The 14443-nt window shown below is 57.6% G+C and carries 11 protein-coding genes; 2 read left to right on the forward strand and 9 right to left on the reverse strand.

Translation table 11 applies throughout. From position 1 onward, the window contains the following. Positions 1–114: 114 nt before the first annotated feature. Entirely contained in the window at positions 115–2217 is a 2103-nt protein-coding gene (locus tag FB472_RS05635; RefSeq protein WP_170192023.1) for a right-handed parallel beta-helix repeat-containing protein, read from the reverse strand. 172 nt (positions 2218–2389) lie between these two features. On the opposite strand from FB472_RS05635, the gene FB472_RS05640 reads away from it, so the two are divergent. Next, positions 2390–2779, forward strand: a complete 390-nt coding sequence (locus tag FB472_RS05640) for a hypothetical protein (protein WP_141990055.1) — start codon at positions 2390–2392, stop codon at positions 2777–2779. Between the two features lie 575 nt (positions 2780–3354). Further along, positions 3355–5943 carry a helix-turn-helix transcriptional regulator gene (locus tag FB472_RS14335; protein WP_170192024.1) on the forward strand — a complete coding sequence of 863 codons (2589 nt, stop codon included), beginning with the start codon at positions 3355–3357 and terminating at the stop codon, positions 5941–5943. 787 nt (positions 5944–6730) lie between these two features. Here FB472_RS14335 and FB472_RS05650 read toward each other — a convergent pair. From FB472_RS05650 to FB472_RS05685, 8 genes are all read right to left on the reverse strand, one after another. Next, positions 6731–7603, reverse strand: a complete 873-nt coding sequence (locus FB472_RS05650; RefSeq protein WP_141990058.1) for a nucleotidyl transferase AbiEii/AbiGii toxin family protein — start codon at positions 7601–7603, stop codon at positions 6731–6733. Next, positions 7600–8181: a type IV toxin-antitoxin system AbiEi family antitoxin domain-containing protein gene (locus FB472_RS05655; RefSeq protein ID WP_141990060.1), complete on the reverse strand. Its 582-nt coding sequence runs from the start codon at positions 8179–8181 to the stop codon at positions 7600–7602. The genes FB472_RS05650 and FB472_RS05655 overlap by 4 nt, the downstream gene beginning before the upstream one ends. A 714-nt stretch (positions 8182–8895) precedes the next feature. Then, positions 8896–9282, reverse strand: a complete 387-nt coding sequence (locus FB472_RS05660) for a hypothetical protein (protein WP_141990061.1) — start codon at positions 9280–9282, stop codon at positions 8896–8898. Positions 9283–10085: 803 nt separating this feature from the next. After that, positions 10086–11069, reverse strand: a complete 984-nt coding sequence (locus tag FB472_RS05665; protein ID WP_141990063.1) for a nucleotidyl transferase AbiEii/AbiGii toxin family protein — start codon at positions 11067–11069, stop codon at positions 10086–10088. Beyond that, the gene (locus FB472_RS05670; protein ID WP_141990065.1) at positions 11066–11671 is read right to left on the reverse strand and encodes a hypothetical protein; all 606 of its coding nucleotides are present in this window, start codon (positions 11669–11671) and stop codon (positions 11066–11068) included. Before FB472_RS05670 ends, FB472_RS05665 begins: the two co-directional genes overlap by 4 nt. A 116-nt stretch (positions 11672–11787) precedes the next feature. After that, positions 11788–12330 carry a hypothetical protein gene (locus FB472_RS05675; protein ID WP_141990067.1) on the reverse strand — a complete coding sequence of 181 codons (543 nt, stop codon included), beginning with the start codon at positions 12328–12330 and terminating at the stop codon, positions 11788–11790. After that, complete coding sequence (locus tag FB472_RS05680; protein WP_141990069.1) at positions 12327–12722, reverse strand: type II CBASS E2 protein; 396 nt, start codon at positions 12720–12722, stop codon at positions 12327–12329. The genes FB472_RS05675 and FB472_RS05680 overlap by 4 nt, the downstream gene beginning before the upstream one ends. 61 nt (positions 12723–12783) lie before the next feature. Further along, entirely contained in the window at positions 12784–13797 is a 1014-nt protein-coding gene (locus FB472_RS05685; protein ID WP_141990070.1) for a nucleotidyltransferase family protein, read from the reverse strand. Positions 13798–14443 lie beyond the last annotated feature (646 nt).

Genomic DNA, 14443 nt, shown 5'->3' on the forward strand with positions numbered 1-14443 from the left:
GCTCACTATGCAGCGGCCACTGCTTCGTCATGTGTGCCAGCAGTCCTTCGTGGATGATCCTCTGTAGGGGGTCATCTTTGAGCGTCTTGGCGACATTTAGGACTCCAGCCTCAGCTAGCCAGGAAACTCCGGCTGGCGCTTTGCGGGGACGCGGCGTCTTGCTACAAGCAGCGCAGAACCGAGCACGAGCAGCAGTGCGCCAGCGGCCCAGAGCACGGGGCCGGGAGCGTCAGCGCCGGTGGCGGCGAGTGCGGGCGTGGCGGCGAGTGCGGGCGTGGCCGCGACAGAGCTGTAGGCGACGAAGGTCGTGAAGTGCTTCGTCCAAATCACCATGTCCGCCCCGACCGAGATGTAACAGTCGCCGCCGGCAGCGAGCGCATCGCCTGCGGTTTGGTTGTCTGCCGAGCATTTCGTCGTGATGGGCGTGAACGTGCCATTGCGTACGAATCCGACGAGCTTGTCGCCGTCGCTTGGCAGCAGAAGCCGGACTCCGTTGTCGAACGTCAGCCCAATGTCGCCAGCTCCGACCTCGATCGCCGTCGCGATGGTGACTGTGGTTCCCGACTCGGCCGGGATAGTGATTGAACTATTGGGCACGATTGTCGGCGCCTTGATTACGCCGTCCCAGTCCTTATCGGTTGCGGTAACGCGTGTCTGTGGGATCCCCACTGTGACGCCGTCGCTCGTCGTGATTGTGGTCTGCGGGATGGTGCCTTTCCCGTCGGCGAGGAGTTCCTTGTAGTCGACCCCAGCATCCGTCGTGCCGCCACCCACCTCGATGACCAGAGACTGGGCTGAGTCCGTCACCGTTACCGTCGGTTTTGTGTCATCGAGAACCACATCGAGAGGAATTATGGCAGGTGAGTCCGGCCAGAAACCGGGTTGGCCTTCTTTAGCAGGATCATCATCGTAGGCGCTTATCCATCCTCCGCTGTCCACCTGACTTTCTTCTTGTTGGTTGGCTGAAGGGCCCGCTGCGGTGCCCCACCAGTTGCCCCTGGCGTTAATTTTCCCCGTATTTGAGCCATCGATGATCGTTTCTTTGTAGACACTGACCGGCTTACACTCCCCTTCACCGGCCGTACACGAGCTGTCCGCTGGGGTGGGCTGGGACAATGTGAACTTATTTCCCGAGATAGCGACGTCGGAGTACTTGAATTCGTTATTGTGCAACCAATCGGCGACACCACTCAACCCCACACCAAACTCTGAGAATGCAATGTCGTTGCCAGAAACCTCTAGGCCAGCTATCACGGGGCTAACTCCTGAGGGTGGCGCCACGCTCCCTCGGTCTAGAGCGATGGCGCGGCGGGTGTCAGAAATCGTGTTCTGACGGATTACAACATTCGTCAGGCTGTTTTTACTTAGGCCCAATATGCCTGTGTTTGCACCACGAATCCAGTTACTTTCAATTGTGACACTATCGACCGCGCCCTCGTCCATCGCGAGTTGAACAGCCCATTTAGTCCCCTCAAACTGGTCATCCCGAGCCCCCATGCCAATGTTGTTGCCTGTTAAAGTCACGTTGCTACTGCTGTCCAAGTTCACCCCTCGGCGGCCGTCAGCTTCCGGGTTGTCATGCCGGATAAAGTTGTTTTCCACGGTCAAGTCAATGATGTTAACCAAGTAGATAGCTGTTTTGTTGTCCCCGGTAATATCATCAATTCTGTTGTGGGAGATAACCCATGTGCTCGCCGAACCATTCTGCCCGTCAATCGGCTGTGACCCGGACGAAAAGTCGTTATAGGTAATGGTCACGTTGTCGCTGGTGGTTGCCTTGACCCCAGCAGACTCTGTTGGGGTAACAATCTTGAACCCGCTGATGGTGATGTCGTCGATACCGGCCTGAAAAGTCACCATCCCCTTGATCACGGCTTCGCCGGTAAGGCGGTCCTGGTTGGGTGTGGGCACGTCCTTTGACATGTCCTGGGGATGAATCCCGTGATTGGGCCCCACAATGTTCACTGGCTTGCTGACTGTGAAGCCAGAATAGTCACCCTCCAACACCTGAATAGTGTCGCCAGCTTTGGTGGCATCATTAATAATCGCGTCAGCAATTGTGTTGAAAGCTTCACTCTCTGACGTCCCGTCACCCGATGTGGAAACGCTTGCGTCAACGTACCAAATTCCTGAACTATCCCCCACCGCAGCTGTCGCCGACGCGCTCTGAGCGATCCCGCTCAAACCTGCGGTCGCTAGAACTAGCAGGGTACCCATGGCGAGAATCTTGCGAAACCCTGTCCGCTGGGATGAGTTTGGGGCGGACTTAGTAATCAATTGCAGCACTCCTAAAATGGGCCAGTCAAGGCCATGCATCGGGATTTAGCGAGAATAATTTAGTTATACAGGGCTCGCCCAAAAGGCGATGATTGCGCGGGTAATACTGCGCATGAAAAGTATCTTTCTCAATGGGGCGATTTCACCGGGATATGCCGACTCGGGCGTTGAGGGCAGCATTTTCCGGCAGCTCGAGCCGGTCACTGTAGCTTTGATCAGTTCCGACAACGCAATCGCATCCGACACGAATGGGCTCTCCCGTACGGACACTTTGGAACACCTCGGAACGAGAGACGAAGCCGGGTTTCGCACGGAGTTTGTCATCATCGGCGACTTCTGCCTGAGTGGAGTCACTCCGTTTGGGTCTCGTCAGCGTCTTCAAGTTTTCACGATCCTGTCTCTTCTCGGGTGCATCATGTTCGCTTGGCTCAAAGTTAGGGCTCCCTCGGCAACTAGTGAGGTGGTTCTGCAATTTCTCACCCCACCTCAGCTGGACGGTTAACCCCTCTAAACGAGATTGCCCCTCGAACGGGGGAGCAGGTGTTGTCAGCGATTCCAATCAAGACACGACATGCGAAGTGACCTCACCCCGCATCTCACCCGTTCGAAAAGTCTTGGTTCCCTGTTTCTCTGCCAAGCTTGACTGAACAAGTGCGCCGCTGTCTTCTCGGGTATACGAAGCGGTGGTTGCGCTCGTTGTTGGACGGTTTTGTCTGATCGGGTCAGACGAACTCCGTGGGGTGCGGCTTTCCGGAAGGCCGCCCCCTCTCTCATAGCGACTCGTACCGATTGCAGCAAAAAGCAGAACGTCGACAAGAATCAGAATCAGACAAGGTTTTGAGTAAGACTTCCCACATTTCCAAATGCCAGGATGTGACTAGGCTTGGGGGTCGTCGGCTGGATGGTTTTCAGTTGCCCCATCAGGGCCGCGGAAGGGAGGGTCATCGTGGGCCGGCATTTGGTGGTTCGCATGGAGCCCAGTTCAACTGTGTCACGCAGGAGGCTTCCAACCACACAGCTCGGATCCGACCTACTGGGCCTATCTACGGCAGATCACGGCTCAGAGTGTCGCAAGATTTGATCAGGAATTCGGCCTTCGAAGCCCGGGTTGACTCTCTCATCGCGGCACAATCGCTCACCTGGATCCGCACTCCAGCCGGAATGGGGAAAAGAGCCGCGGTTGCCGCGTGGTTGCGACACAGCGTCGTCGATCAAGAAACGATCTGGCTGACTCTGTCGCCAGAGGCGATGCAGCAGCGTCAGGCTCTCGGCGCCATTTTCGATGCGATCGCCGTCGCGAACTGGGATCATGCGTCGATGCAGGCAATACCTGCTCCTGGGGCACTGGCACAGCGGCGGACGCACGCTCGGGGAGTCGTCCAGAAACGTGGTCGACGAACGATGCTCGTGATCGAACTTGGGGTTCAACGACTAGCACCAAGCGAGCTCAGCGCGCTTGGTGCTTTCGCCGCTGAGTCTGCGGCACTGCGTATTCTTTTTATTGAGGATGAGAATTTTCGCTCAATGCCAAGTTCTGGTGAAAATCTCGCAGACCTCGACGCACACGATCTCCGAGTGAACATCGGTGCGTTCCGTGATGAATTTGCACGCCTGAACCTCCCCATTGCTGATGCGGTGGCCGCGCGAATAGCCGATCGCCACCACGGTGATTTTGCGCTCTCTGCCGCGCTCGTTTCTGAGGTAGTGCGCAATCCGCAGCATGATGTCGAAATCTCGTTGGCGACAGCACACGCCCACGTGCTTGTGGAGGCAGCACAGCAGCTGATGCCTGAGGGCGCACCGACCGTGCTGGCGCTGCTTGCTCTGATTCCAGAAATCCACGAAAGCCACCTCGCGACTGCAGTCAGCGGAGGTCGCGTCGATCTTGAACTTCGTTCATTGCAGGAACGGGGATTGCTGGAGTCCTGGACTACTCCCGAGGGAGAGTACGTTTATAGGCTATTCGATTCCGTGCGCGAAATCGTGAGATCGATCACGCTGCCCCACTATCTCCACAATCGACAACACTTACATCTACTAGCCCGCGACTATTTCGTCGCCATCGGTGATGTGGGCTCCGCCGCACAGCAGCTACAACACCTCGGGGAATCTAATTCGGCGATCGACCTGTTTGCCGCACACTGGCTCAGCTATCGCCGACTGAACGGTCATGACAAGTCCCGAGAGTTGTGCTCTATGTTCTCGTTGACGGATATGCTTCCCCACCTTGAGGCTTCCGCGGCGGTCTGGCTTATTTGTTCGAATTCACCCTCAGCATCGATCGCAGCACCGTACGCCGCGCGCATTCTCGGCGCCAAGGACTCCGAACTCGGCACGCTGACTCCACGCGCGCGGTTGACTGTTCACATTGCCCGCATGTTGATTTTTCTGGATCGGGAACGGCCGGAACTGGCAGCAAAGGTCGCCGCCGAAACGACGGCCGACCGAGAACGTGTCCTCCGCCAGGAAGCCAACGACATCGGGGAACTCCACCTCGAATACCTGCTCGCGGTCGCTAGGACGGCATTGTCTAATGGCGCCTTTCGCCGTGCCGCCATTCACTACGACGAGGCGCTGGCGCTTTCTGAAACGATCCGCGACCCAGCTTCCACCTACCGAGCGCTCAGCGGGCTGGCCCTCACATTGACAGTGAACGGTGAAATTGCAGCAACACAAGAACTTATCAATCGCGCTCGCGCGCCAGAACAAGAACTGGATCTGTCGCACTCTTACACCGCAGCCGAGATCGCGTGGTGCGAGTGCCTAACTCGGTATTTTACGGGTGAGAAGCCCACGAGCCCCGCGGTAACGGATTCGGCAAGTGACCGTCCCCCATTCGACGACATCTGGGCACCAGTGAGAACTCTCCAGGAGGTGCAAACGATGTTTCAGATAGGCGACAATCTGGAGGCAGCCGGCGTTCTCAGGAATCTTCTCAGTTCCTTGACAGCTGTGAACAGCTTGCCTCTGTTTCGTCAAACGCTGGCAGACTTTTTTAGCCGAGTTCTCCTCGCATCTAACCAGCCTGGTGCCGCCCTTCAGGCGTTAGAGGGCGAGTCATCGAATGGCGATCATTTTCCCTGCTTCGAGTCGACGCGCGCTCTCGCCCACATCGCACGCGGCGATCCGTTCGCGGCGATAGAAGCCACAAACGTATGCATCCAGCGCGGTCAGGAACACGCGAATACGTCTCTGATGACCGTCTACGTTGCACGAGCCCTCGCGTTCGAATCGACCGGGTTGCCCACCGCAGCTGAAGACGCTTTCATCACGGCCGCGAGCATCGCAGCAAATGCGGGAATGCGGTTCAACCTCGAAACGCTTGCGGGTCAGCAGCTTGTCGACGTGCGAGCACGCAGCCAAATACTGATGCCCGAGGCGACCGCTCTCGCTATCAGTGTCGAGTACTTCGAGGTCCAGCAGTCGCGTGGGCATCCACAACAGCTGACCATGCCAACAATCAGGGAGCGCGAAATACTTGGTGAGCTAGCCTCACCCCTCACTCTCGTGGAAATCGCTGAAAAACTCTTCATCTCCAAAAACACCCTCAAAACGCACACCGGAAGTCTCTATCGCAAACTTGGAGTGAGCTCGAGGCAGGAAGCGATGGACATTGCCCACACGTGGGGGATGGGAATGCTCAATCCGCCCACGACTGACCCGTGATCCGAGCACTGAGCTTGCTCAGTTCGCGACTCGCGGCGACGACGTACGATTGGCGCGCAAGCGGCCCAGCCGAAGCGCAATGCTCAGGAGTTGAAATTTCACTATCCCGCGGCTCGTCAACCTCGGGGGCTGAACGCAGCTGACGAGCATCGAGATGGTGATCGTCGCTAAAGCGATGGTAAAGATGATCTTGGTGGGTCTGCTGCATCAATGGATCACGCGTGAGGACAACGCGCACGGCTGGACCCTTATCCTCTCGATCAGAGGTCAATAGGTCAATAGGTCAATAGGTCAATAGGTCAATAGGTCAATAGGTCAATAGGTCAATAGGTCAATAGGTCAATAGGTCAATAGGTCAACTGCGCATCATGTCATTGAACCCGGGCAAATGCTGGCTTCTGAGGTTCATTAAGAGCCCATTTCTGACCGAGCACAGCCCGAAACTTCTCGAGGTCTGGGCAAAGTGTGGGCAGAATGTGGACAAACGAAAACAGGCCCGACTGCACTTAATAAGAAAGTGGTGGTCAGACCTGCTTTTTTTGGTGCGCACGGAGGGATTTGAACTCCCGGCCTATTGATCCGTAGTCGAAAACCATTCCCGCAGAACTATGCGGAAGTGTCCTAAATCCCTGCAAAATGCTGGTGACTGAGCGCGACTCCGATGCCGCAAGTTGACTGGGGTGCTCCCCAAGTGTGGGTGAAATGTGGGCACGGTTAATCTGATTATTACTCGGAAGCTGGTGCTATCCCAGCGTATCGGTGAAATCGAGAAAGAGAGAAAGCGGCTTCAGATCCAGGCTTGTGAAGTTGGGTGCCACGCTGCCGCAGAATCGACTGTGTTCAGGAAAATTGGGTCGAGGAATGTCGAGACCTCAGTGAGCTGATCTTTGAGGACGGCTAGGGTGATGTCCTCAACATCGGACTTCGTGCGCCACGCGGCCCACTTCTGCTGCGCAATTTCATCGTGACCGCTCAGTGAGACAGAAGGGGCTGACAGTATGACGCCGCGGTACTTCGCCACTTCCTCGGTCGCCTTAAGCAATATGGTCGCCTCGAAGCTCCGGCTACGGGACAGCGACCGCAGGTCCATGTAGTCACGCCAGCGCGTGCTCGTAACTCCACGTTGCAAGATAGTGACCGCCTTCTCCGCAATAACGGTTTCGAGCGCATATCCCATCAGTGTGAACTCGCCGCCAAGGATGCGCGGCATCGTCACCCGCTGCGCTTCGGGAAACATCGGGTCGCCTGTGCTGATGTCGAGCTTCACCGCTATCCGCGCACTGTGAAGGTGGGCTCGAATATGCACCCTGATACCCGAATACTCCTCTTCGTCACGAATCTGCTCAATGCGAATCGGGACCGCCTCGAACACGACACCGTCGTCCGCATCAGCCCGCGCTACCGCGGCGGCCACCTCCCGGCAGTGTTCCTCGTTGAGCACGAAGTCGATTGCTTGCATGTCAACATCTCGCGTCGGCCGCCGAAGACCGTAGCCAGCCAGCAAAACCCCGCCCTTCAGCACGAACGAATCGGCGAAGGTGGACTCCCCCAGACGCGCCAAAAACTGCTCGAGCACGTAGAGGGTAAGAAGTTCCTGCACAGCGCGCCCCTGTTGTCGGGCGATGCGTTGCAGCGCAGTAAAAGTCTGCTCCGGGGTCATGCCAGTATCTCCAGGGCGGTTCGTAGCGGGCCGACCGCTCGGGGCAGGGACTGCGCAATAGCGAATAGCTTGGCGGGTTGGGATGCTGGGAGCTTCAACCAATTGCGCAGCGCCTCGATGCCGGTCTCGTATCCGACAGTGCCTCGCAGCCTGAACGCGTCGACGATCGAACGCTCAGCCGAATAGAGTCCGACGCTCTGACCTTCGTCCCCTGTCGCAAGCAGAGTGCGACCAATCTCGAACGTGGGCCGGTCAAACACATGCCACTCAACCGCAGCCTGAGTCTTCGCAGGCCGCTGGCCCCGGGGGATCGCGATGTCAGTCCGAGTCGGAATTGCATCAATCAACTCGTGGCGTGCAAGTGCCGACTCCAAGCAGATAGTCGCATCAGGACGCCTCCCGGCAATCTCAGCCAGATCAAGATCGGCAACCGGTAGATCAGTGCGCCGATACAGTCCGCGACTGATCCGCTCAATCTGCTGCCTGTCAAGCAACCGATAGAGCTGGCGCGAGTCGATCCCCGCGCGGCGCGCCTCAGACTGCGAAAACGCTCGCGTCGGCAGGCTCGTAGTTGACATGCGCCCAATTTAGCATACAGATAACTTTAACTGTAGCTCTTTATAGGCGAGAGCCCGGAACCGCATTAAATGAGGACCGGTCAGCACGCTCGCGCACGACACCTTGTCAATGTCGAAGCCTGTGCAAAAGCCCTCCCAGGCAAGCCAACTCAGAGGTCACCTACTGGTGCAGCCGAGCTCACCTTATTCGAGACACTGATGAATGACTAGGATTCCTGAGATGCTCAGCCTCATCCGGGAAGCTCAATAACCGCTTCTCTAGGCCCGCCACACTGCGCCGTTCCTCCGACTCGAACCCAGTCAACATTCACGCTGCCTTCCGAGACGATCTCACCTGACGTATCACGAAGGCGATATCCGACCACCGGTTGGCCCCCGACGAAATCCGCACGCCACCCATCCACGCTATCGCCCGACAGACTCAGCACCCCCGTGTCTACCGTGACAGGTGCTGGTGAAGTTTCTGCCGGCTCCACGCCACCACGTTGAGGTGGCGCACCTGGCTCGCAGTCCTGACCATCGCACAGCTCAAGGCTCATATCCGTGCGTGGGTCCGAAAGGGATAAGCGCGCCACGCCCAAGTAGCCTTCAGCGGTACAGACAGTCCCGAAGCCAGCACATCCTGCGAGCCCGAGACTCATCAGCACCATCATGAATATCGCGAGAAGCGAACGCATCGTGCAACCTTTCCGTTACGGGGGATTCTTGGCGAAGCTATTCCGCGGGCTCGTAGATGGTGATCGTGCCATCGGTGAGCCCCAACTTCAGACAGCCGGCTATTCGCTCCGCATCGGTTTCATCTGACTCCGAGGTGAGCGTCCACAAGTAGCGACTTGACGGGGCATCCGCGCTCATGATGCCGTCGGCTATCGCGACATCGTCTCCGCAGTCGCCGACATCTCCCACCGGATGCTGGACCCCAACCTGCCAAGCGTCACCGGTCGCGGCTTTCCTGCTGAACTCGCTGTTGTCGCCAACGGGCAGCGCGTTGCCGCAGCCCCCAAGAGTGGCCACGACGAGCGACGCGGCGACGCGGCGACGCGGCGACGCGGCGACCATTGTGAGCAATACGGCCGGCAGCCTTAGGCGATGAGAGTTCATAGTTGATCACCGCTCCCCAACGGCGACGGCGACCACGGCCATGGCCATGGCCATGGCAACCGCCGTTATCGCGGTGGCGGTGAACTTCACTGTTCGTCGTGTTGACCACATTGCCGGAGCCTCATTTCTCAAGGTCGACTCACTTTATCCGAGACACTAATGAATAACTAGGATTTTGAGATGCTCATCGTCAGCCCGGGATCTCAAGAACCGCCAGCCAGCGTCCACCGCACTGCGCCGTTCCTCCGCCTAGAACCCAGTCAACATCGATATTGCCTTCCGAGACAGTGCCATTTGATGCATTACGAAAGCGAGGGGCTGCTGCACTGATCAGCAACGCATGAAGACATCTTGAACTGCCAAACCCATAGCCCCTCGATCAGAGGTCAATAGGTCACTTCGACGCGGCAGACCTAATCCCAGGCAAACACTGGGCCGGGACGAGTCGCAAAGGCCGCATCTCGGCCGAAATCCGACCCAAAACTTTGTGAAGTGTGGGCAAAGTGTGGGCAAAGTGTGGGCAGAATGTGGGCAAACGAGAACAGGCCCGACCGCACTCCACGAGAAAGTGCTGGTCAGACCTGCTTTTTTGGGTGCGCCCGGAGGGATTTGAACCCCCGGCCTATTGATCCGTAGTCGAAAACCGTTCCCGCAGAACTATGCGGAAGTCGCGAAAATCGCTGTAAAACGCTGGTGACTGGGCGCGACTCCGGTGCCACGAGTTGACTGGGGTGCTCCCCAGGTGTGGGTGAAATGTGGGCAGGCTGCGTGGGAGGCGATGGTCTCATAGATGGCTATTCAAGCTATAGATGATGTGGGGTGCCGATGATTGTTGCCATGCATTCCTCGAACGCCGGCCGCGGCCCGAAAATGAGTTGCTTGGCCGGTTCGTAGGCCGCACGCAGCGCATCATTGGCACCACCGGCATCCTGAAAGACTGGGTAGCTGAGGTAGCCCGCATCCGATTGTGGAATGCTGTGCCATCCCGCGGACACGCTTCGCTCGTGGATGTCCGTCGCCAGCTCAACGATACCAGCCGGTCCCATATTGATCAGAGCCTGGGTGACGTCGGTGTTCTGAAGCAAACGCGCGATATCGTACAGGTGTCGCCCATGCTTGGCGAGCGCATCGAGATCACCACTGTCGAACTTGTGGCCGGCAGCAGCGAGTAGGGCGATCTTCTCGATGAGTGTCCGTTCGGGTGCAAGGACGTGCGTGAGGACCGGAGCGAACTCTTCGTATTCGCTCTCGGCAAGGTTAAGATTCACTATCGCGTGATTGGCAATCATCGATCGAATCGGAACGTCTCGCGACGGCGTCGGGCCGCCACGACTTCCGATCTCGAGATAGATTCCTTCGGTGATTGCGTCCACCGACTTTGCGTTGGAGTAAAAGAGGCGGAAGTTACGCCTCACACCGGTGCCCACAGAATCTTCTTCGACCTTATCCTTCGCGATGCCAAAGTGCAGCCGGACATTCTCACCGATTGTCTTGATTGCCCGATCCCTCGCGCCCTTCGACATTCCCTCCGGGAAGTCCAGCAGCAAGTCGACGTCTTCTGAAAAACGTTCGATGATGCCGAATGCACGGCTGAGGCTCGTACCGCCCTTGAATATCGCGCGCACTCCGTGGGAGGCAGCGGTCGCGGTCGCAACCCTAAGGGCTTCGATAACCCAGAAGTCCTTCTCGACAAACGCCGGATCGATGCCGAGAGCGTCCGCCGTGCGGTCCACAAGCGCCTCCAGATCGTCGGCAGATGCTCGGATCTGCCGCGGCGATTTGATCACGCTGCGACTAGTTCCGCGCGAAGGCGCGCGAAGTTTGTCCTCGTGGCGACCGGACCCTCGCCATCAATTGACTCAAGAAGTTTTGCCCACCGCATGCCCCCACTCGAGAACTCTCGGCGCGCGACCGCCAGGAGCGAATCCCACCCGCTCTCGACCAATGTCTGCGGGTCTCTGAGAACCTCAAGAAGAGCGATCTCCGACTCATTCAAGGATCGTCGACGAGCATTGTTCCGCTTGTGAATTCGAACACCATCGATTCCTTCCGGAATCGGCCCCCAAAAGGACAGGTGCATCTCAGCCGGAATCTGAGTGGTTAAACCCAGATGCCGGGCGGCACTAAAGCCTGCCGGTCCGACACCACCGCTGCCTAGAACTTCACGTGCAACATCACGATTGGACGGGCGCGTCATACCGAACCGCGACTTTGCTCCCTTGTAGTAAAGGCCATTTCGCACCCGGATCAAATTTCCATCGGCCGCAGCGTGTGAGAGAGCATTGCGTCGAGCCGCATTAGAACCGGGGAGGTCCGAATTGCGGACGAATGTCCGTTCCGGAAGCTGGCGCAGGAAAGCTCCTGGTGTGATTGCGCTGCGAGTCTCCATGAGACAAAAGTGTAACGAGTTTGTCGCAAAATGACCAGACGCTCACAGAGAACTCTGCAGCGCAGATTGAGCGGGATCGTTCATCGACAGCACCTCCGCTACCGCCTCAAACGGCTCTAACGCGCTCCCATTGCTTTCAAAACAACCGCCATGGCGATCCCGCTGCGACTGCGATCGAACTCCTTACCTTTTCCGAGAGGGACAAACCTGCCGCTTCGGACTGGCTTCTCATGCCACGCAGCAGTCATGTTCCTGCCGGCTTCGTCGCGAGCTAAGCGGACGAGGGCGTCATAGGCTTCGTTGACTTTCACAGGGGCATGCAGCCGCAGGAGGCTGGTGTAGAACGCAATTCTGGACTGGATTTCGCTGACGTGTGAGACTAGACGCTGTCGTGTCTCGGCCGAACCATCCTTCCGTCTAATCAAGTAGGGCGACTCCAGATAGTCCGCGACCGCGCGAAGGGCTTCACTGTAGATCAAGGCGCGCCTCTCTCGCCGCGCAAAGTGCTGCTGTAGGAAGTATCCGGCGACTACAACCAGAGCGGCGATTGCTGCTGCGATGATCGTCGCTAACCCATCCCATGTGAGTGGCTCTAAAGGCCAGTCCGTCGATGGAGGTCGAGGATCTTGCAAAAAGTTCGCGATAGTGAGGTTGTTCATTTTCTGCTCCGAACCGGCTTGGGATCATTGTGCAGGTCTTTACGACCATGGCGCACTTCTGGGCCGAGCCATTCTCCGTTCATCCGCCACCACTCCTCCCTGACGAGGTGCGCGGCAATATATGCGACGAGCTTGTGAGCGCCATCACTGGGCATCCATCGAAGATCCCGCGAATCTCCCGGGTACCACATGCAAAGGGTTCCATCGCTGTAACGGTGAGGGGACTCCGAAGGTCCGTCCACCCGAACATGAGGGATGTGGCTCTTGAAGCTGACAATCACCGTACGCCGCGGCACCCCTAGTGGCTCCAGCGTAAAAGTCACGCTGAATCCTCCGCGGTATTCCTTGACCGTCGCGAGAGCCACGTCATCAAGTTGATCAATCTGACGCAAGAAGAGTATTCGCGCGGCGGGCTTAGCGAACCAAGGAGGATGTCGCCATGGCGCACCCATCTCAGCGGGTTCCACCGAATGCCCGAGCGCCGGCAGTGGTGGTCGCCGCGACAGCGACTCCGAGCGCAGCAGCGGCAACAGGCTTCGCGGTAGAGAGCAAACGGGCTGACTCCTTCAGAGCCGACGCAGAAGGCACGTCGAGGTATTTCGAGAAAACAGCACTCACTGCACTCCGCAGCTCATCTTCGTTGTCAGCGTCAAGAGCCTCTGCGATGGAATTGGAGGCCTTTCGGAGGCATGTGGCTACCACGTCCGCATCCTTGAGGAGCTTCAGATCGTCGGATACGCCGGCTGGGTCCGATGTGCCCTCGCCCGCCTCCAAACGACTAGCTGCGCGATCGAACAGGGTGTGCAGTCCATGCGCAACACCCGTTCCTGGCTCAAGGAATTCCCATGCCCAAACAGATAGCTGAAATGACGACATGCCGGGTTCAACGAACTGCTTGTTCCACGCCTTGGCGAGGCGAATGGTTTTCCGTCGAATGGAGCGGAACGAAGATGAACCTGAGTTGAGCAGCCCAACGTGCTTCTCCGGATCGGAAGCATCCCAGTCTTCGTCCTCTAAGTTCGGGATCCAAATTCCTGAACCATTCTTGCGATTAAGGGCCACGACCAAGTCGACGGTTGGGTCCTGATCCTCGATAGGGGCGCCAAAATGCACTTCGGGCCCGCGCTTGGACTTGTGGATCGTCGCGTTCGGATACTGCTTGCGGATGAGCGTCCCTAAATGCGCACAGAGGTCGTCGACAACAGCTCCCGGAGCTTCACCGGCGCCATCAGGTCCCAGCTGTGGATAGTAATTCCGGTTCAGAACCAACCCACCGTCGCCATCCGTCACTGGTTTGTTCATCGTGTGAACCGCAAGCGAGCCGCTGCGATAGGTTCGCAGGGCTCCCGGAAAAGAATCAGCCGAATCTCGCACCAGAGTGAGTCGAGCCCTAGCTTCATCGAGGGGCCCAGAGGTGGGCTCGATTTGCACGCGGACCTCGTCGAGAAGGTCGTCAATCGTTTTCATTTGTTGCTCCTAGCTGCCCGCCGTCGGCCGACATTTAGGGCTACGACTTTCACTTCAAGAAGTGGCAATCGTCGAGGTTCACCCGTTAGAGTAAGTAGCAATTCCGTCCAAAGAATGCACTTAGCTCTGTAAGCCCATTGATCCCCATCAGCGGCGCTGACAGAGCTTTCGTGTTTTAGCAATATGTAGTTGTCTCTCCGATCGTCAAACTCATCGAGAAGGTAGCAAAACCACTATATATCGTGCCTCCGACAGGTATCCAACCCTAGATGTAGTGGGCGTGTCATCCACAGGTGTGTATAACTTCGTCGACTTATCAACAGCCTGTGTAGCCCGAACGGTCGCCACAATTGAAGGCAGATGCAACCTCGATACCCAGGTATCCCTAGGCGCCGACACATGCCTCGCGTCTGCCAGGCCTGCTGGACTTCGGGTTCAGTTCGGCGCAAGTCGCTAGTGCATCAAGCCGGACCTCAGAGCGATTGTTTCGAGGTCAATAGGTCACCTCCACGCGGTAGGCCAAATCCCAGGCAAACACTGGGTCGACCTAGTCCTACGCCGCTCGTTTTGAGGCGATTCTCGACCCGAAACTTTGTGAAGTGTGGGCAAAATGTGGGCAAAAGAAAAACAGGCCCAACCGCACTCC

The organism is Rhodoglobus vestalii, assembly GCF_006788895.1.
Classification (GTDB): domain Bacteria; phylum Actinomycetota; class Actinomycetes; order Actinomycetales; family Microbacteriaceae; genus Rhodoglobus; species Rhodoglobus vestalii.